The sequence below is a fragment of the Synechococcus sp. UW69 genome (assembly GCF_900474185.1).
GTDB lineage: Bacteria > Cyanobacteriota > Cyanobacteriia > PCC-6307 > Cyanobiaceae > Parasynechococcus.
Genome location: NZ_UCNW01000002.1, coordinates 124864 through 145012 on the forward strand (window position 1 = coordinate 124864; position 20149 = coordinate 145012).

15 protein-coding genes are annotated in these 20149 nt (G+C 57.0%); 8 read left to right on the forward strand and 7 right to left on the reverse strand.

From position 1 onward, the window contains the following. Nucleotides 1–24: 24 nt before the first annotated feature. Nucleotides 25–468, forward strand: coding sequence for a peptidylprolyl isomerase (locus tag DXY29_RS00895; RefSeq protein ID WP_115022066.1), 444 nt, complete (start codon nt 25–27; stop codon nt 466–468). Here the strand turns inward: DXY29_RS00895 and ribBA are convergent, their stop codons facing one another. Beyond that, the gene (ribBA, locus tag DXY29_RS00900) at nt 469–2064 is read right to left on the reverse strand and encodes a bifunctional 3,4-dihydroxy-2-butanone-4-phosphate synthase/GTP cyclohydrolase II (RefSeq protein ID WP_170952074.1); all 1596 of its coding nucleotides are present in this window, start codon (nt 2062–2064) and stop codon (nt 469–471) included. 137 nt (nt 2065–2201) lie between these two features. Between ribBA and argC the strand changes: the two genes are divergently transcribed. Next, nucleotides 2202–3275, forward strand: a complete 1074-nt coding sequence (argC, locus tag DXY29_RS00905; RefSeq protein ID WP_170952075.1) for an N-acetyl-gamma-glutamyl-phosphate reductase — start codon at nt 2202–2204, stop codon at nt 3273–3275. On the opposite strand, the gene purN is transcribed toward argC, so the two are convergent. Next, nucleotides 3266–3826: a phosphoribosylglycinamide formyltransferase gene (purN, locus tag DXY29_RS00910; RefSeq protein ID WP_371411053.1), complete on the reverse strand. Its 561-nt coding sequence runs from the start codon at nt 3824–3826 to the stop codon at nt 3266–3268. The genes argC and purN overlap by 10 nt on opposite strands. 72 nt (nt 3827–3898) lie before the next feature. Between purN and DXY29_RS00915 the strand changes: the two genes are divergently transcribed. Genes DXY29_RS00915 through DXY29_RS00930 form a run of 4 tightly spaced genes read left to right on the forward strand, consistent with a single transcriptional unit; the run spans nt 3899 to nt 7132 of the window. After that, nucleotides 3899–4249: a DUF1257 domain-containing protein gene (locus DXY29_RS00915; protein ID WP_115022070.1), complete on the forward strand. Its 351-nt coding sequence runs from the start codon at nt 3899–3901 to the stop codon at nt 4247–4249. Nucleotide 4250: 1 nt separating this feature from the next. Continuing rightward, entirely contained in the window at nt 4251–5948 is a 1698-nt protein-coding gene (locus tag DXY29_RS00920; RefSeq protein ID WP_115022071.1) for a M61 family metallopeptidase, read from the forward strand. Continuing rightward, the gene (locus tag DXY29_RS00925; RefSeq protein ID WP_115022073.1) at nt 5930–6856 is read left to right on the forward strand and encodes an N-acetylmuramoyl-L-alanine amidase; all 927 of its coding nucleotides are present in this window, start codon (nt 5930–5932) and stop codon (nt 6854–6856) included. The genes DXY29_RS00920 and DXY29_RS00925 overlap by 19 nt, the downstream gene beginning before the upstream one ends. 36 nt (nt 6857–6892) lie before the next feature. Further along, a complete protein-coding gene (locus tag DXY29_RS00930; protein ID WP_115022075.1) occupies nt 6893–7132 on the forward strand; it encodes a TIGR03643 family protein in 240 nt (79 codons plus the stop codon). A 17-nt stretch (nt 7133–7149) separates the two neighbouring features. Here DXY29_RS00930 and DXY29_RS00935 read toward each other — a convergent pair whose 3' ends face one another. The 3 genes from DXY29_RS00935 to DXY29_RS00945 form a co-directional block, all read right to left on the reverse strand. Further along, a complete protein-coding gene (locus DXY29_RS00935) occupies nt 7150–7449 on the reverse strand; it encodes a hypothetical protein (protein ID WP_244279263.1) in 300 nt (99 codons plus the stop codon). A 126-nt stretch (nt 7450–7575) separates the two neighbouring features. Then, on the reverse strand, nt 7576–12528 hold the full coding sequence (locus tag DXY29_RS00940; RefSeq protein WP_115022077.1) for an autotransporter outer membrane beta-barrel domain-containing protein: 4953 nt from the start codon (nt 12526–12528) through the stop codon (nt 7576–7578). 488 nt (nt 12529–13016) lie between these two features. Continuing rightward, nucleotides 13017–13787, reverse strand: coding sequence for a helicase DnaB (locus DXY29_RS00945; protein WP_115022078.1), 771 nt, complete (start codon nt 13785–13787; stop codon nt 13017–13019). Between the two features lie 115 nt (nt 13788–13902). Here DXY29_RS00945 and DXY29_RS00950 point away from each other — a divergent pair, with 115 nt between their 5' ends. Then, nucleotides 13903–15501, forward strand: coding sequence for a glucose-6-phosphate isomerase (locus DXY29_RS00950; RefSeq protein ID WP_115022080.1), 1599 nt, complete (start codon nt 13903–13905; stop codon nt 15499–15501). 12 nt (nt 15502–15513) lie between these two features. On the opposite strand, the gene leuS is transcribed toward DXY29_RS00950, so the two are convergent. Then, a complete protein-coding gene (gene leuS / locus DXY29_RS00955; RefSeq protein WP_170952071.1) occupies nt 15514–18123 on the reverse strand; it encodes a leucine--tRNA ligase in 2610 nt (869 codons plus the stop codon). Between the two features lie 46 nt (nt 18124–18169). Next, on the reverse strand, nt 18170–18391 hold the full coding sequence (locus tag DXY29_RS00960) for a hypothetical protein (protein ID WP_115022083.1): 222 nt from the start codon (nt 18389–18391) through the stop codon (nt 18170–18172). 297 nt (nt 18392–18688) lie between these two features. Here DXY29_RS00960 and DXY29_RS00965 point away from each other — a divergent pair, with 297 nt between their 5' ends. Beyond that, a complete protein-coding gene (locus DXY29_RS00965; protein WP_136987695.1) occupies nt 18689–19909 on the forward strand; it encodes a tyrosine-type recombinase/integrase in 1221 nt (406 codons plus the stop codon). The last annotated feature ends 240 nt before the right edge of the window (nt 19910–20149 follow it).

Here is a 20149-nt window from a genome sequence, read left to right on the forward strand (position 1 = left end):
CACTCCAGTTTTGCTCGCGCGATCATGACTAAGGCCTTGATGGACACCGAAGCAGGCCTGATCGAGCTCGAGCTATTTGATGCCGATGCCCCGAACACTGTCGCCAACTTCGTGAAGCTGGTGAAAGACGGCTTTTACGACGGCCTGGCCTTTCACCGGGTGATCCCAGGTTTTATGGCCCAGGGAGGATGCCCCAACAGCCGTGAGGGCGCCCGCGGTATGGCTGGAACCGGAGGTCCCGGTTACCAAATCGATTGCGAGATCAACCCGCAGAAGCACCAGGCCGGAACCCTCGCCATGGCCCATGCCGGCCGCAACACCGGTGGTTCGCAGTTCTACATCTGCCATGAGGCACAGTCCCACCTCGACGGTGTTCATACGGTGTTTGGCCACACCGGCAACATGGATGTGGTGTTGAAGCTCTCCAACGGCTCCCGGATCAACAAAGTGACGATCCAGGAGGGCTGATCAGCGCCGCGTCCAGTGCAGGAGTGACGGGCCGTTTTCGATCAGTCCGTCACTGCTCATGTCGATCAGCTCATTGAGCTGATGCTCCACCCGCTCAAGATTCTGGGGCGGGTGCAGTGCCATCCGCTCGGTCGGAACCCGCATAAGTCCTACCCGTTCGGTAGCCGCCAGGGCCGCCAGGCTTTGCAGCAGAGGGCTGGCATCTCCACCATCTGGGGACAGTTTCCAGACGAATTGCGGACGGTCCCAGAGCGCCAACAGACGGGGCTCATGCAGGGCCTCGAGGCTGAAGCCATGGCGATGCGCGATTCCCTCCACTTCCAAGCGAATGGTGGGCCAGCTTTCCGGGCCAACGTTCACCGCCAGCGCCAGAACCACACAAGGACTCTCAGATTCGAAGAGATGTCCGAGCTTCTCCCGCTTGGCCGCTAGGTAGTCGGCGTTATGAACGCCTGGGTCCATCACCAGCGGCACCCGCTCTTCCACCTGAAGGCCATAGCCACCAAGTCCGGCAATCTTGCGCGGGTTGTTTGTGAGCAGGCGCAGCCGATGGATGCCCAGGTCAGAGAGAATCTGGGCGCCGACGCCGTAGTTGCGGAGATCCGCTGGGAAGCCGAGGCGTTCATTGGCTTCAACGGTGTCTAAACCTGCTTCCTGAAGGCTGTAGGCCTTCAGTTTGTTGATCAGGCCGATGCCACGACCTTCCTGCCGCAGGTAGACGACTACACCTTCCCCTTCCGCTTCGATCTGGCGCAATGCCGCCTCCAGCTGGGGCCGGCAGTCACAACGCAGCGAGCCAAAGGCATCACCGGTGAGGCATTCGGAATGCATGCGCACCAGTACGGGCTCACGCAGGGCATTCGGCTCGCCCTTGATCAGAGCAACATGTTCAGAACCATCGAGTTCGTTGCGATAACCCACCGCTTGGAAGGTCCCGAAACGGCTCGGCATCTGTGCCTGGGCCAGTCGGCGGACAAACCGCTCGTTCTCCAGCCGGTAACGGATCAGATCCGCAATGCTGATCAGCTTCAGCCCCCACCGATCGGCGTAGCTGCGCAGCTCCGGCAGCCGGGCCATCGAGCCATCGCTGTTTTGGATTTCGCAGATCACCCCCGCAGGGCTGAGGCCTGCCAGCTGTGACAGATCGACGGCGGCTTCAGTGTGGCCAGCGCGCTTCAGTACGCCACCAGGGCGGGCGCGTAAGGGAAAGATGTGCCCGGGTCTGCGCAGTTCAGCCGGCCGCGTGGCCGGATTGAGCGCCACCTGAATGGTGGCGGCGCGGTCTTCGGCGGAGATTCCAGTGGTCACCCCATGCTCAATTCCGGCATCGATGCTCACCGTGAAGGCCGTTTCGTTGGCGTCGGTGTTGCGATCCACCATCAGCGGAAGATCGAGTTCATCCAGCCGTTGTCCCTCCATGGCGAGACAGATCAGGCCCCGCGCCTCGGTGGCCATGAAGTTGATCGCTTCTGGAGTTGCGAACTGGGCTGCGCAGATCAAATCACCTTCGTTCTCCCGCTGTTCGTCGTCCACCACGACAATGCACTCACCATTTCGGATCGCCGCGAGGGCATCGCTGATGGCATCAAACGCGATGGGATCGTTCGCGGGGTCAAGGGAACTGGGGTTCAGGAGCCTGGTCGCCGGTTGATGACCTCATTATTGATCTCTGTACGATCAGCCGTTGGTTGGTTGATTCAATGGCAGGCAACAAAGCGTCGGCGGTTGAAGCGATGGCAACGTTGAAGGGCGGACGGGTTGCTGTCATTGGCGCCTCCGGCTATGGCGGCCTCCAGACCATCCGCCTGCTGCAGGGACACCCGGGTCTTTCCGTCAGTTTTCTCGGCGGTGAACGCAGTGCCGGCCAACGCTGGAGTTCTGTTTGTTCCTTCCTGCCCCTGCCGGATGACCCGATGGTGGAATCGGCAGACCCCGACCGGATTGCGGCCTGCTCCGACTTCGCCGTTCTGAGTCTTCCCAACGGCCTGGCATGTCAATTGGCGCCACAACTGCTGGAGCGGGGTGTGCGGGTTGTGGATCTTTCCGCCGACTTCCGCTACCGCTCCCTCGACCAGTGGCTTCAGGTGTATGCCAAGGAGGCCGGGTCTCTCAATCGAAAGGATGCCGAGCTCTGCAGCAATGCTGTCTATGGCCTGCCTGAATGGAACGGCCCTGCGATCGCCGAGGCGAAGTTGGTGGCGGCTCCCGGATGTTTCCCCACCGCGAGTTTGCTGCCCTTGCTCCCTTTTCTTAAGCAAGGTCTGATTGAGACGAACGGCATCGTGATTGATGCCAAGACCGGCACCTCCGGTGGTGGACGGGTGCCAAAGGAAGCGATGTTGCTGGCGGAAGCCTCTGAATCCATTGCGCCCTACGGCGTGATCGGTCATCGCCACACCTCAGAGATCGAACAGATGGCGACGGAGGTGGCTGGGCAGGAGGTTCGTCTTCAGTTCACTCCGCACCTCGTGCCGATGGTTCGTGGTCTGCTTTCAACGGTGTATGCCCGACTGCGCGACCCCGGCCTCACCGCTGAGGATTGCACCACCGTTCTGGACGCCATCTACAGGCACCATCCCTGCGTTGAGGTGCTCCCAGTGGGCACCTACCCCGCCACCAAATGGGCGCGGCACACGAATCGCGCCCTGCTGTCAGTTCAGGTGGACACCCGCACGGGCCAGCTGGTGTTGATGAGTGCGATCGACAACCTGATCAAGGGCCAGGCGGGGCAGGGCGTGCAATGCCTGAACCTCATGGCTGGCCTCGCGCCTGAGACGGGTCTGCCTCTGCAGTCGTTCTATCCCTGACGCCAGGTTGGCTTCAGGCCAGCGAGGGCAGCCGGCAAGAGCAGGTGTTCCTGTTCTTGGATCCGTTTGGCAAGCGTGGCGTGGTCATCACCATCGAGAACGGGGACGGCGGCCTGGGCCAAGATCGGGCCGGCATCCAGCTCCTCGGTGACGATGTGAACCGTGCAGCCGGTGAGCTTCACTCCGGCTTCTAAGGCCTGCCCCACCGCGTCCATGCCGCGGAAGCTGGGCAGCAGCGATGGGTGGATGTTGATCAAGCGTTCTGAAAATCCGCTGATTAAGACATCGGTGACGATCCGCATCCAACCCGCCATCACCACCAGCTCCACCTGGTCGGCGCGGAACAGGTGCACCAGTTCGGCGTCCAGCTCGCGTCGGTTCTTGAGCAGACGATGGTCGAGCACCGACACAGGAATCCCGAGACGTTCGGCGCGTTGCTGGGCTCCACAGCCTGGATTGTTCACCACCAGCCGTTGAATTCGTGCATTGAGTTCCCCCGCCTGGATTGCTTGGGCCAAGGCTTCGAAGTTGCTGCCGTTTCCGGATGCCATCACCCCCAGCTGCAAGGGGGCCTGGTCAGCTCGAATGTTGTGGCTAGGGTCAGTCAAAGCGGGGTCCGGTCCATGTCCCATCTCTCCATCCTGCCGACTGTCTTTACCGATCTCGAGCGACTTGTGCGGGCCCTGCGTGATGAGGGCTTCAGTGTTGAGCGAACGACCGAATTGCAGGGTTTTGCTGACGATTCCCACATCGTTGATGTGCTTGCTGTTCATGGAGATGCCATGCCCCTCGGCTGGACCCAGCGGGAGGACGGCACGATCGTGATGCATGGCGACATTCAACGGATCAGCCGCCAGTCGGGGCTTGAACAGCGGTTGCAGCGGGTGACGCGTCGCTATGCCCTGCTTCATGCCATGGACCAGGTGCGTTTCGGTGCGATGGGATCGGCCGACCTGATCGTGCAGTCCCTCTGACGTGCCAGATCCGGTTCAGATCAGGCTCGATCTGAGCCATCCCGAAACGCAGACCATCGGTGTGTCCATCCAATGGACACCCCAGACGAGGCGCCAGACCTTTCAGCTGCCGGTGTGGACCCCGGGGTCCTACACGGTGCGCGATCACGCTCAGCACCTCCACAGCCTGGAGCTGCTCGCCAACAGCGAAGAGCTCGCGGTGCGTCGTTTGGCGCCCCACCAGTGGCTCTGTGATCTTCCTGATCTGAGCCCGCTCACGCTCAACTATCAGCTTGAAGCAAGGGATCTGACCGTCCGCACTGGGTTGCTGGACCCTGATTTTGCCTCGCTCTGCCTCGCCGCTGTGGCGATGGATATCGATGGCTTCCGCTGGTCGCCCCACCGCGTTGCGGTGAAGGCTCCGGAGCACTGGAGTGTGCATCTGCCGCTTGAAACCAGTCCTGAGGGGTGGATCGCTGCGGATTTCGATGCCCTCGTCGACAGCCCGCTCCATGCCGGTCCCTTTCAGGCGGAACCCTTCACGGTGCAGGCCTGCAGCCATGAGTTGCTGTTGATCGGCACTCCGCCCAAGGGTTGGCCGCCGAACTTCCTCAGCGACATCGAGCGCGTTTGCAGCGCAACCTGTCGATTGATGGGAACTCCTCCTCCGGCTGGGGATCGCTATCAGTTGGTTCTGCAACTGCTCGACCAGGGCTATGGCGGCCTCGAGCACGATCACAGTGCCGTGTTGCAGTTCAGTTGGTCAGCCTTGGCCAAGCCCAAGGGCTACCGGCAGCTGTTGCAGTTGATCGGCCACGAATACCTGCACCAATGGAACGTGCGCCGGCTGCGGCCTGTTGAGCTGCGTCCCTACGACTACGGACAGGCGGTGATCACTGAGGGCCTTTGGTTTGCCGAGGGGATCACCAGTTACTACGACCTGAGCCTGCCCCTGCTGGCGGGGCTTTCGGATCGACCGACCCTGCTCAAGGATCTGGGGGAGGAGCTCTCCAGCGTGTTGATGTCACCTGGTTGCTCCGTTCAATCGCTGGCAGCCAGTGCCCGTGAGGCTTGGATCAAGCTGTACAAGGCCACGCCAGCGTCGCGGGATACCCAGATCAGCTACTACCGATTGGGTGCCGCGGTGGCCTTCTGCCTGGATGTGCGCCTACGGCAGCGTGGTCAATCCATGGCGGCCATCCTGCGGGAACTGTGGTTGAGGCTTGGCCGTCAGGCTCGCGGTTACAGCCGCCACGACATCAAAGCCGCCTTGGCCCAATGGGATGCCGACCTGGCGGCCGATCTGGATCAATGGCTGGATCAACCTGAGGCTCTTCCCTTGATCGATTGCGTGGAGGCTCTTGGGCTGCGGATGGATCCTGTTCCGCTCAAGCATCCCGACCATGGACTCACGCTCAAGGATGGAGATGGTGCCGCCTTAATTCAGCGGGTGCGGCGCCAGAGTCCCGGCCAACGGGCTGGGCTTGTGGTGGGCGATGAGTTGCTCGCGATTAATGGCTATCGGGTGCGTCGCGGCAGCGATCTCCCGTCTCTGTTGGAGCAGCAGGACTGCGTGAGCGTCACCTACGCGCGACGCAGTCTCTTGAAGGAGACCCAGTTGTTTCCTGACAAAGGTGTGGACCATTGGTCGTTGGATTGGGATCCTGGGTGCACAACGGAACAACGGCAATTGCGGGATCGATGGTTCGAGATCGTTTAAGTCGTTATTGGAGCGGTCTTCGGAGTCGCGTTCAGGAGCATCGGGGTCTCTCGATTACTGCAGCAGCAGCAGGGTCGTTGGCTCTGGGCCTGGTGGGCTGGGTGTTGGTGGATCAAGGTGGGCTGTCCCATGCAGGGGTTCGCCCGTCCCTGATGGAGCTGCTCGACCAGGTGGGGAGGGAACGCGGTCGCCAATTGGAAGAGAACCCCTCCTCCTCGGTGCCTTTACCGCCGAAGTCGCGCTCGTGGCGCTCTCCATTGGCTCGCCAATGCTCAGATGTCGACACCGCGCTGCGGTCCCGTCTGAACCAGCTCGATGCCCGGTCAAGCTCCTGGCGTGCATTCGTGAAGATCGATCCCACCAATTTCGGTGAGCGCTACGACCAAGACGCGTTCGGTCGTCGGATTGATGCCACTCCCAGGGTGGTGGTGCTGCACGAGACGGTGTATTCACTCGGTTCCGCCTTGAACACCTTCATGACTCCCCACCCGCGGGATGAAGATCAGGTGAGCTACCACACGCTTGTGGGGCAGGACGGGCGTGTTCTGGATCTGGTGGACCCGTTAAGTCGCGCCTATGGCGCCGGTTTTTCAGCTTTTCTGGGTGAGTGGGCGATCACCAATAAGAAGCTCAAGGGCTCTGTGAACAACTTCGCGTTGCACCTAAGCCTGGAAACACCGCCGTCGGGGGCGAACGCCAATGGCACCCATGCCGGCTATACGACCCAGCAATACGACGCGTTGGCTTTGGTGTTGTCGGGTTGGATCCGTTCTTTCAATCTCCCTCCAGCGGCGATCACGACCCATCGCCATGTGGATCTGGGCGGAGAACGGGGTGATCCACGCAGCTTCGATTGGTCGAAACTTCAGGTGCGGCTGGCGGCTCTTGGCGACCTCTGCGTGACCTGAAGCGTCGTTAGCGTTCGCATCCCTGACACGGCTTCGGTGACAAGGCTCCCCAGCGAGGATCTCGATCGGATCATTGAAATGGCCTGGGAAGACCGCACTCCCTTCGAGGCGATTGAATTTCAATTCGGACTCTCCGAGCCGCAGGTGATCGCGCTGATGCGGCAACAAATGAAAGCGTCGTCGTTCAAGCTTTGGCGCAAGCGTGTGAGCGGACGCAAGACCAAACACGCCGCCACCAGCAGCTCCGACCGGTTCCGGGCGAGTTGCCACAAGTGATTGGGGCCTGCTTCGGTTCAGCGCAGGACGCCCCGCAGGATCCCTTGAACCAAACCTGCCGGATTCATGCCCCGGGGGAAAGTCTGGGGTGCGTTGCGGTAGCTCGGGCCTGAGATCAGGCCTGCAGCCACCTGCCCCATCACGCCGTCAAAAGGGGCAGTGTCATCGGAACGCCGGACCGGAGTGGTGAAGGCCCTCACGCAGCCATAGAAATCCCTGGCGTCTTTGCACTGTGCTGCCACTTCGGCGTCCACCTGAGCGAGTGCGGTTGATGGGACAAGCAGGCCAAATGCCAGCAGGTGTAGGAGTTGTTTCATCGATCTGCCGTGCTGGATCAATGCTTCAACAGATAGGGGGGCTTCCACCTCCCCCATTTGGGGGAGGCATGAAGGCTCGCCCCATCCCTCAGTTGAGGGATGGGGCTTAGCTCTTGCTAACAGCAATCAGAACTGGAAGGTCACACCGCCGCTCGCGCGCCATGTCGTGCCCCGGTCGCTCGCCCAGAACTCCATGCCACCCCGCCCGTACAACTTCACCGAGATGCCGTTGACGTTCTGCACCGTGTAATCCAGACCAGCCTCAAGCAACGCTCCGTTTTCGGTGCCCAGCTGGGAGTCGAAATTCACCGTCTTGTTGGTGAACTTGTAGCCAATCTCCTGGCCCTCATTCGCCTGGTTCCAATCCGCCAGCCAGGCTGCCCGCAGGCTCGGCACCAGCAGTCCCCGCTCACCGGTGCGGATCGGCACCGACAGTTTCATCCCCAACTCCGTCTCAGCGAAGTTGGTCGTGCGGCTCTTGTACTTCAGCCGCAGGTTCTTCTCCGTTCCATGGCTTTCCGAGAAACCTTGCTCGTGGTTGCGGGTCCACACCACCTGGCCCTGGGGTTCCAGCACCACGCCACCGGTCTTGAACGGGGCACCGATCCGCAGTGCTCCCAGATAGCTGGTGACGCTCTTGTCACCCTTCGCAGTATTCCCGCCCAGATCCTCGTTGATCCTCAGGATGTTGCGGGACTGTTCACCGCTGAATTCACTCGCCCCCAGCAGGCCCTGCACATAGAAATGTCGGGTGGAGTACTGGGCCGTTAAGCCGCCGCCCCAGCCCTCAGGGTTCCAGCTGCCGCCGCCAGTCTCCCCGCTGTGCTGGTTCACATTCAGATCGCCGTAATTGGCATACGCTCCGATCTGGAACGTCTCGCTCAGCGCCACATCCACACCAAAGCTGGTGCCGTAGGCGCTCAAGTCGTAGTCGTTGTACAAAATCGACGACTCATCAGCGCGGCTGTTACCGCCAAATCCCTTCACCCAGGCGCTGACGCCATCACGCTTGGCCAGATCCAGCTCGTCATCGTTCAGATCAACAAGGCTGACGCCATCGAACTCAACAACAACGGCGCCTTCCTCAACCTCGATCGCAACAGCAGCATCACCATTGCCCGCAGCATCATCAACCTCAACCTCTGCAACCTCAACGCCTTCAACAGCACCTTCCACATACTCAGCCGCTTCTCCATCACTGAGCTCATCAGCCTTCAGCCACAACGGTTGAACAGGAGCTGCCTCCTCCATCACAGCCTCGTCTTCCACAACGCTCTCCTCAACAACCTCTTCTGCCACCAGTTCCTCGAACTGACGCAACGGCTGGCGATCAAACAACGTGTCCACCAGCAGGTTGTTATGCAGCGCTAAACCACGACCCGCGGCATCCACATTCCGCGGCGCCAAACCACTGCCCACCAACCGAGACAACTGACCAAAATCAAAGCTCAAGGGCAGGTCAATTTCTTCATTCTCCAAACCATCAAGCAGGGCATCAATGATCTCCCCTGCCACCTCTTCTTCCTCGTCCCAAGCTTCATCTTCATCGCCGGGGATGTCGCTGATCACATCACACAAATCATCTCCCACCTCACAACCGGGGAGAGCATCCAATTCGCCGTCGCCATCAGCATCGGGATCATTCTCATCAGGAATACCGTCGTTGTCGTCATCCTCATCGATGGCATCGGGCTCTCCATCTCCATCGGTATCCGGCAGCTCATTGCTCACATCACACTCATCACCTTCACAAGGCTTCTCAGGCTCCGGATCAATCACATCCGGCAAGCCATCGCCATCGCCATCCACAATCGGCAACTCATTGCCGACTGAGCAGTCATCGCCCTCACACGTTGGAGGCTGGAACGGGGGAATCACGGGAGGCTTCTCTGTGCCTTCCTCCTTGCAACTGTCTGGATCAAGCAAACACTCCAAATTATCGTTGACTTGAACGACGAGATCGAGGGAACCTTCTTCTAAATAACCCTCATACACAGCACCCATGCCAGTGACTGCATTTTCTTCACCCAAGCCCTCAAACTTGTAAGCCCCACCACCTTTCTGACCTTGAACAACGATAAACGTGTTCTTCGCTAACTTCTCTGCACCATCAACGTTGCCGGCAATAATTTCATACACCGCCTTGCCATCATCATCAAGATCAATATTTTGAAGCTCCTGTGGAATACCAACCACCAAGCTGCCACTTTCAAACTCAAATTCGTCAGAAACACGAATCGGTGGATTATTTTTCCGATTCAGAACCGTTGCAATACCGCCAGGTAAAACGGCATCAGCTTCATATGCATTCAGTTCAATACTTTGTGAAACAAGAGGCTGCACCGGACTGATAAATACCTGGCCACCTTCCGTAATATCCAGGCGATTAATTTTGAACTCACCGCGGCCAATCGAATTGGACGCCAGATCCAATCGACCCCTTCCCTTCACGAACGTTTCTGATTCCTGATCAATGCCTTGAGCATTGGCGAGGGCCAAGACACCATCTTCGATGGTTGTTGGCCCCCTGTATATATTAACACCTGAGAAAGTGGTTGTACCATATCCAACTTTCGTGAAGCCACCAGCTGGCCGCTCCATCGTTCCAGACCAAGTTGTATCTGTATTCAAGCTCCCCGCAGTGAGAATAATTGCCTTACCTCCTTGGCCAAGGGTAATTCCACCTGAACCTTCGATTGACCCAATCTCATCAGTGGTGTCAACTACATACCTGCCACCAAGATCAACGATAACTCGGTTTTTATCAGAAAGCTGACCACCCACAACTAGTGCACCCTCTTGAATATGCGTATCACCAGAATATGTATTTTCACCCATCAGACTTAGATTCGATTTACCAGTCTTTCTAAAACCACCGCCACCCTGAACATTCCCTTTAATCGATAGAAAGCTATCAGCAGCAACATGAATTTCGGCATTCCCCTTTAATGTCAAATCGGAAGTTAACTCAGAAGTCGTATGACCTCGACGAGAAGAACTTCGAAGGGTGCCACGATCAAGGGTCAAAGAAGTAATCTCAACATCTTTCTGACCATTCAGATCCAGAGTTCCGTCTTTCTCAATCGTTGTCTTAGAGCCTTTTGGAATGCCCGTAGCTGAGCCAAGTTTCAAAGTGCCTCCCGCAACGACTGTCTCCCCCTTGTAGGAATTTTCAGCTGTTAACTCAAGAACACCAGCGCCAATCTTGTTGAAGCCAGCGCTGCCCGTGATCGCACCATCAATCGACAAGGATGCGCCTTGTTTTGAAACATCGATCGTGCTATCTGAAGCCAAACTAAATCCCTTCGCAAGGCTCGCCTTGCCATCTCCACTGTTCTGAAGCGTTCCGCTTTTAAGCGTTAGCGAATCGATGCTGATATCTTGTTGATCATTGAGATCAAGCGTTGCACCGGAGTCAACCCTTGTTGAGGATATATTTGGGATGCCCGTAGGAGAACCAAGCCTTAAAGTCCCTTCCTTAACGGCTGTCTCCCCCTTGTAGGAATTTTTTCCAGAGAAGATTGTCGTACCACCCCCAACCTTGCTGAAATTACCATCATCGCCATAGATTTCTCCCGAAAACTCAGAATCAAACTTACCTGCACTCAAAGTCTCGAATTTAGCAATCTCTATATTTCCAGCCCCTGCAATCGAGCCAACAGTGTCTGATGAATAGACATTGTAGTAAGCATCTTTTTTGACAACGACCCTCGTTTCGTCGCTTAAGCTTCCTCCTTCTTTGACAGTTAATTGGCCACCGCTGATGATCGTGTTACCTGTATAGTTATTTTCAGCTGTTAACTCAAGAACACCAGCGCCAATCTTGGTGAAGCCAGCGCTGCCCGTGATCGCGCCATCAATCGACAAGGATGCGCCTTGTTTTGAAACATCGATCGTGCTATCTGATGTCAAACTAAATCCCCGCGCAAGGCTCGCCTCGCCATCACCACTTTTCTGAAGCGTTCCGCCAGCGAGCGTCAGCGTATTGATACTGACATCTTCAAGATCGTTGAGATCAAGCGTTCCAAAAGTCCCTTTATCAACGTCGGATTCAACTGTTGTTGGGGATTGATATGGGATATCCGTAGGAGAACCAAGCCTTAAAGTCCCTCCCGCAACGACTGTCTCCCCCTTGTAGGAATTTTGAGCTGTTAACTCAAGGACACCATCACCAATCTTGGTGAAGCCAGCGCTGCCCGTGATCGCACCATCAATCGACAAGGATGCGCCTTGTTTTGAAACATCGATCGTGCTATCTGATGTCAAACTAAATCCCCGCGCAAGGCTCGCCTCGCCATCACCACTTTTCTGAAGCGTTCCGCCAGCGAGCGTCAGCGTATTGATACTGACATCTTCAAGATCGTTGAGATCAAGCGTTCCAAAAGTCCCTTTATCAACGTCGGATTCAATTGTTGTTTCGGATTGATTTGGGATGCCCGTAGGAGAACCAAGCCTTAAAGTCCCTTCTTTAACGACTGTCTTCCCCTTATAGGTATTGTTGCCCGACATCTCAGTGATGCCCTTACCTATAAAAGCCAAGAACGATGGCGTATCCATCTGCCAACCATTCGAGAAATTGCCAGAGAAACTCCAATGATAGCCATTGTTATTAATTCTACTTCCTCCTTTGGTATCGATTTTCCCAGCTTCTTTCAAATCGTCTAAAACAGGGTTTTTATTGTGTTGATGAACCTTAAAATCAAGTTCGCTGGACTCGTTGCCCAGGGCAGTCAACATCCCCCCTTCAAACACGGGTCTTATCTTTCCCTCGTCAGCAAGATCCCCTGGTTCTTTATCCCCTAATTTTTCAACGTCATCGAGCGTGGCATCATCACAACTAATGCCTGTGGGGCAACCCTCCTTACAGACTTGAAAGCGTTTTGTGACCGTTTGCTTGCAGTATTCTGGATCGTTCCCACTAATGTCCTGCTGACACCTCCACAAGGCATCTAGATAACTTATTTTGCAGTTGGTATTGCACAATTCCGCAGCATCAGACCCATCCGAGGAGTGCGCGGGAAGCAAATGGGCTGCCGACAAGTAAAACGCGGCGATGGCAGTGAGCTTGAACTTATTCATTTTATTCGTTTGTAATCAACTTTATTAGCTTATGCTCTACCTAAGGTTTTGCAATAATCCACAACCAATCTTTCGATTCTAGTGAGACTTTGAATGGGAATAGCTTTACGGCTCCTCTTTTCTCGTGGCACGGATCAAAGGAAAAGGGTTGGTTTTTTCCCGGTTAGCTATCAATTTGCGTGATTCATACTTCGGACCCCCTTGATTTCTGAGCGCAGCACTGCCTGATATCGATACACCTTCCTGCTCAGAACAGGAAGCTTTCGATGCAATTACTAGGCTCCTGAGCTTCAAACAGTTCCACCTCACGTTTTGAGAACGCTTGCAGAGCCCTTTGAGATCTCAAAGTACTGAGGATTGGTTCTTCGCTGTCGTGACTACGACTCAGAAGAGCAATGGTGCATTTTCTTGCCCTGAGCTCTACGCCATTTGCTTGGTTGGGTTTGGTGAGGAGCCGGCTTGTTCCGAATGACCAGCCCAAGCAGCCTCTAAACCGTGATGTCTGGGTTGGGTTGGCGGCCGCCGTAAATTAATCCGTGCAGCTCAGGGTCTTGCATGTAGCCCAGCACCCGAGCGGGGTAATCCAGCTTTCCGTTGTGGAGATAGGTGAGGGTGGCGATTGCCTTGGCATCCAGATACGAGCGACTCGCCTGCAGCATCAAGCTCTCCGGCAGGCCAAGGGCAAGCTTCAGCCGTTGGAACTTCGCCGCCAAGAAAGTGATGTTCATCTCGGGATCCAGCAGCTGTTTGCGGGCCCAGGTGATTTCCTCCTGCGTCGGGTTCGCTGGAAGCCGGTTCTGATGAATGAGCTCAGCAATGCCGAGCTGCGCAAGACCATGGGTCTTCACCAGGCCGGAGTGGGCGATGAAGGGGAGGCTCTCCCCTGGCTTGGAGTGCTGGATCTCGTCGAAGAGAACGGCCGTGATCAACATCGGATTCACCTGATGCGCCGTTGCTTCGCGCAGGATCACCGGTTTCAGCTTCCGCAGGCGATTCAAGGTTGATGAGCGCAGCGGTTTGAGCTGATCGACGCTGTTTGTGAACAGCTGGGCAAGCTGTGTCTGGGGGCCATGCACACCGAAGCGCCGTTGCAGCAGCTTCAGTTCTTCCGGTGAAAAGTCTGTTGGCTCAAGTCTGTCCTCGACAACCACAGGCACCTGATTCTCGCGATCAGTGACAGGTTGTGCCCACTGTCCGATCAAGCAAAAGCTTGCTGCTGTCGCCAGAAGCGCAGTCGTTAATCGCAGTGGCTCAGCCATGGGGGCTGGAAAACCGGTCAGTGGAAGGTGACATGAAACTAACTGGGGTGTCCTTTTGCGTGGGCATCCCGTCAGATCCTGGATACGTTCAGCAAGACTGCATCGCCCGCCCGGCATGAGCTTCCCGGATTTCAGCGCTTCCGACGCTCAGATTCAATGGCAGCGTTTCTGTGATCTCAGCTGGTACCACGATGATCTTGGGGTCTGGTTGGACATCAGCCGGATGCACGTCAACGCCGCAGACCTGCAGCAGTTGCAGCCGCGGATGGACAAGGCCTTCACCGCGATGCAGGAGTTGGAAGCCGGAGCGATTGCCAATCCGGATGAACAGCGTCAGGTGGGTCACTACTGGCTGCGCACTCCCGAACTCGCTCCAAGCTCAGAGCTGCAGCAGCACATCTCCAGGGAAATCGAGTTGATCGCCGCCTTCGGGCGCGATGTGATCAACGGAACGATCAAGGCTCCCAACGGTGAAGCTTTCACCGATGTGCTCTGGATCGGCATTGGCGGCAGCGGTCTGGGTCCGGCATTGATGATTCGAGCTCTGCAGAACCCCGGTCAGGGACTTCCCTTCCACTTCTTCGACAACGTTGACCCCAACGGGATGAGCAACGTCCTGGCAGGTCTTGATGGTCGCTTGGATCGCACGCTGGTGGTGACTGTGAGCAAGTCGGGAGGCACCCCCGAACCGCATCTCGGCTTGGAGCAGGCTCGCCATCGGCTTGAAGCGGCTGGAGGCCAGTGGGCTGGTCAGGCTGTCGCTGTGACGATGCTGAACAGCAAGTTGGATCAGCAAGCTCAGTCCGAGGCTTGGCTCAAACGATTCGACATGTTCGATTGGGTTGGTGGCCGCACCAGCATCACCAGTGCCGTTGGCCTGCTGCCTGGGGCCCTGATCGGTTGCGACATCCGCGACTTTCTCGCTGGCGCCTCTCAGATGGATGCCGCCACCCGCGAGGCGGATCTGCGTCGGAATCCGGCTGCCCTGATGGCGGCCTCCTGGTTTGTCGCCGGCGGCGGTCGGGGTCAGCGCGACATGGTCGTTCTGCCTTATCGCGATCGACTGGAGGTGTTCAGCCGTTACCTCCAGCAGCTGGTGATGGAATCCCTGGGCAAGCGCCTCGATCGCAACGGTGAGGTGGTGCACCAGGGCATTGCTGTTTACGGCAACAAGGGCTCCACCGATCAGCACGCCTACGTGCAACAACTTCGTGATGGTGTCGACAACTTCTTCGCCACCTTCATCGAGGTTCTGGAGGATGTCAGCGACATCCCCGTGATTGGTGGCGAATGCCCCGGCGACTTCCTTGACGGATTCCTACAGGGCACCCGCTCAGCCCTCACTGAGGGTGGGCGCCAGAGCATGACGATCAGCATGCGGTGTTTTGATGCCCGGCGCCTTGGTTCCTTGATTGCCTTGTTCGAGCGCGCCGTTGGCCTGTACGGCGAACTCGTCAACATCAATGCCTACCACCAGCCCGGCGTTGAGGCAGGCAAAAAAGCAGCGGCGGCGATTCTCGACCTGCAAGGCCGTGTGGAAGCGATCTTGGCCGACGGTGTGGCCCGTTCCGCCGACGAGATCCGCCTGGTCCTCGGGGATGGCACCGATGAATCCATTTTCTGGATCCTGCGTCATCTCACCAGCAACAAGCGGGGTTTCAATGCTCAGGGGGACTGGGGCAAACCAGCTTCCATGCGGTTCAGCAAGAACTGATTGCGCCTGGTATCAGGGCACCAGGTTGACCAGTTTCCCGGGAACCACAATCACCCGCCGGGGTGCGGCGCCCTCCAACCATTTTTCGGCAACTTCACTGGCTAGGGCGAGCCGTTCTAACTCTTGCTTGTCGGCAGAAGCGGGAACCTGAATCTTGCCCCGCACCTTGCCCTTCACCTGGATCACCAGTTCAACACTGTCTTGAATAAGAGCCGACGGATCAAGGGCTGGCCAGGTTTGGCGATGAACACTTCCGATTCCACCGAGGCGGCTCCAGAACTCTTCTGCTAAGTGCGGTGCAAAGGGGGCTAAGAGGCGAACCAGGCCGGAGAGGGCCTCCTGCAACACAGGCTCACTCAGGGCGTCGACGCCTGTTGCGCTGATGGCATTGGAGAGCTTCATCAGCTCGGAGATCGCCGTATTCAGCTGAATCTCATCGCTGAGATCTTCGCTGACGGCTTCGATGGCGAGATGCAGGGCACGACGCACGGCGCTGTCGGCTTCATGAAGCGAATCCGACCGTTGCATCGGCTCCATGGAATCGATGCGTGCGGCACCCGCCTCAACAAGCCTCCACAGCCGTTGCAGGAAACGGAACTGGCCTTCCACATCGGCGTCATCCCACTCCAGATCCTTCTCTGGAGGTGCCTTGAACAGGATGAACATGCGGGCCGTATCAGCGCCGTAGCGATCGATTACGGCTGCAGGGTCGACGCCGTTGTATTTCGACTTCGACATTTTCTCGAACAACACCTCCAGCTTGTCGTTGGTGTTGGGGTCGCGGGGATCCTCTGGATCCGCCACATCCGCAGGAGCGATGTACTTGCCGGTTGTCGCATTTCTGTAGGTGATTCCCTGAACCATCCCTTGGGTAAGGAGGCGTTCAAACGGTTCGTTGATGTCAATCAGGTCCCGATCCTTGAGCGCCTTGGTGAAGAAGCGTGCATAGAGCAGGTGCAGGATCGCGTGCTCGATCCCACCCACGTACTGCTTCACCGGCAACCAGCGGTTCACCGCCTCCTTGGTGAAGGGCTTTTCGGTGTTGTGGGGATCCGCAAAACGGAGGAAATACCAGGAGGAACACATAAACGTGTCCATGGTGTCGGTCTCGCGCTTGGCGGGCTTGCCACAGTTGGGGCAGGGCACGTTGACCCAATCGCTTTGCTGACTCAGGGGCGAGCCACCCTTCCCAGAAAGATCAATGCCCCGGGGCAGTTCCACCGGCAGGTCTTCTTTGGGGACAGCTACCGCGCCGCAGTCATCGCAGTGAATAACAGGAATCGGGCAGCCCCAGTAGCGCTGGCGGGAGATCAGCCAGTCGCGCAGGCGATAGGTGACTTTGCTGCGGGCCCAACCCTGTTCCGCTCCATGGCTGGTGATGGAGGTCTTGGCCTCGGCTGATGCTGTGCCATCGAAGGATCCTGAATTGATCAGTGTTCCGGGATCCGTCCAGGCCTGACCAGCGGCGATCGCCTCCGCAGCCCCCTCGGCATCGATCACCTGCTGAATCGGCAGATCATTCGATTGGGCAAAGGCGATGTCACGTTGATCGTGGGCCGGCACGCCCATGACGGCCCCGGTGCCGTATTCGGCGAGCACGTAGTCGGCGATCCAGACCGGAAGAACAGCTCCCGTCAGGGGGTTGACGACACGACTGCCGATGGGAACACCCCGCTTGGGTCGGTCATCGCTTGTGCGTTCGATCGTGCTGAGCCGAGCCACTTCTTTTTTGAAGGCTTCGACCGCCCCCTTCTGCTCAGCGCTTGTCAGGTCGTCGACTTGCTCGTTTTCCGGAGCCAGCACCACGTAGCTCGCTCCGGCGAGGGTGTCGGGCCGGGTGGTGAACACGGTGATCGTCTGGTCCTGGGCCCCTTCAACGCAGAAGGTGATTTCCGCGCCTTCGGAGCGGCCAATCCAGTTGGCCTGCATGGTGCGTACCCGTTCCGGCCAGCCCTGGAGCGCGTCAAGGTCGTTAAGAAGCGGTTCGGCGTAGTCGGTGATGCGTAGGAACCATTGGTTCAGCTGGCGTTGTTCCACCAGGGCCCCGGAGCGCCAGGATCGGCCGTCGCCATCCACCTGCTCATTGGCCAGAACGGTCTGGTCAACGGGATCCCAGTTGACGGTGGCGTTCTTGCGATAGGCAAGCCCCCCTTCAAGGAGTTCCAGGAAAAGCCATTGGGTCCAGCGGTAGTAGTCGCTGTGGCAGGTCGCCTGCTCGCGGCTCCAGTCAATCGATAAGCCAAGCCGATCCAGCTGCGCCCTCATCTGATCGATGTTGCGGTCGGTCCAGTCCCCAGGATCGACATTCCTCTCGATCGCGGCATTTTCCGCGGGGAGTCCGAAGGCATCCCAGCCCATGGGATGCAGTACAGAGTGTCCGCGCATGCGCTGAACACGGGCGATCACATCGGTGATGACGTAATTCCGCACATGGCCCATGTGCAAGCTTCCCGATGGGTACGGGAACATCGACAGGGCAAAGAAGCCAGGTTTGTCACTGTTCTCGTCGGTGGCATCCACCCCATCGGTTTTCCAGCTGGCCTGCCAGCGCTGTTCAAGCGCTACGGGGTCGTAACGATCGTTCTGCGTACTGGCGTCGACGGCAGGGTTGGCAGCGTTCACGGAACCAGCGCTCGGCAAGGTTGCGATCGTGCCACATGCCTGGTGTTCAGCCGAGGGAGCGGATCACAGTGATCTGGCGTCGATTGATCAGCACGGGCCGGCTGGCTGCCATGCGTTCAATGGCCAGAAATTCAGGGTCCTGCCAGATCAGACGCCCCTCGATGGGCTCCTGACCAACCAGCCCGATGCTGAGTGGCAGCTGTTCACGAATCCAGCTCTGCAGCAGCCGAACCCCCGGAAGACTTGGATCAAGTGGAGCTGTCTCCATAGGATTCAGGGGCGATACCGGCCACGCATGCTGCAGTTCAGCAAAGATTGGCTGAAATGAGCCTATAACTAAGGTGTCCGGTATTGTAATTGTTCAATACCAACCCAATACTAACTTTTCTCCAGGTCCGTGCCACGGATTTCCCATAAGCAAGTCGTATTGAGTGGGCGAGGAGCTGTTGTTCAGTACGCCTCTGGCAGCAGTGCAGGCGGGTGGTTTTACAGAGAGTTGGTCCCTGGGACCAAGTCGTACAGAACAAAGCGCATCAAAGGCGTCCAGACGCTTGAGGAAGCCGTGTTGGCGGCGACCGACGTGGCATTCCAGATGCAGGCTGCTTCGGCAGGCACTGAGGCGGTTCTAGGCGGCGTTCTCAGGCTTCAGCCCGGGACAGCAAAGCAATACGTCGCTTCCTCAGTCCGCAAACCAATGTCTTTGACCATCGAATCGGCCTTAGGAGGATTCGAAAAGGAGGAGCTACTTCGGGTTAAAGCAGGTCACATCACGGAGGAGACCCACCGGAACAAGATCCGAACGCTCAGGAAGCACCTCATCCCTTTCCTGGAATCCAAGTACGTCGTTCAAAGCAATCAGATCAGACCTGACAGCTTTCAGGACTACGCACTGTGGAGAGCGAATGCGACTCCTTTAAGCATCAATCGTGAAATCGTTCAAATTCGCGACTTCCTGAGGAACTATCTGGTCAGGCATCGCCTGATGCCAGCAGAACTCCTTGCGGACAAAGGACTCTTTAGGAAGCTTCCGATCCGACAGACAGACCTAATGGCAAACCCAGCCATTAACCCTGAGGACTGGAAGCTGATCATTGACTGGATTCGTGGTCCGTTCCGCAAGGAGGTGGAAGAGGTCTCAAATCACAAGTGGCATTACTGGAGAACTGCTTTTTGGCACTTTGCGCTTCTCTTGAAGAACAGCGGTATGTCGCCTGAGGAGGCGATCAAGCTGAAGTGGAAACAGATTGAGTTCCGAAACGAACCCAGAAGAACGTCAAGAGGAGGCACGGAAGACTGGATTGTTACCTACATCAACACAGTTAGATCAAAAACGAAGCAGGCAAGGGAGATCCCTTGTAATCAGGGTAGAGAATTACAGCGATGGCTTGAGTTCCAACGTCAGTACATCAAGGACAACAACATTCCAACAGAGATAACTTTGGATACACATGTGTTTGGACAGCCAATGAAGGATTGGCGGCCATGGGAGCGCAATCAATTCGGCAAAGCCTGGATAAAAGCAAGGAATGCCGTAGGAGCACAACTTAAAGGTCACAAGTTCTCAAAAAAGCCTTATACACTTTATTCATTGCGGTCTACCTTCATCGAAGATCATCTTGTTAAAGGGACCGACATCTTTCTGTTGTCTAGGATTGCTGGTCATGACGTGAAGATCCTGCAACGACATTACGAGAGAATGGACATCCGAATGAGATCTCGCGAAATCACTCAGATTGAATTTGGTAAAACTAAAGATCGGTCACGTCTTGTAAATCCCTTTGAATAGAGTCCACTCAGAATCGCCCACAACCAGCCTCAAATGGCGCGAACGAAATCCCTTGTTCATAATCACTAAGGCATCAAGCAGCGGCTCTCCGGATATCCACAACGGATAATCACAACGCCCCTGTTTTTCCCTTGCGGGTTTTTGTATTGCTTTCAGCCAACAGACGTTGCGATTCCCTACTTAACCCCATCAAGCATCCACTCCAGTGGTCATGGATTGCAGCTGACTTGAAGTTAAGTC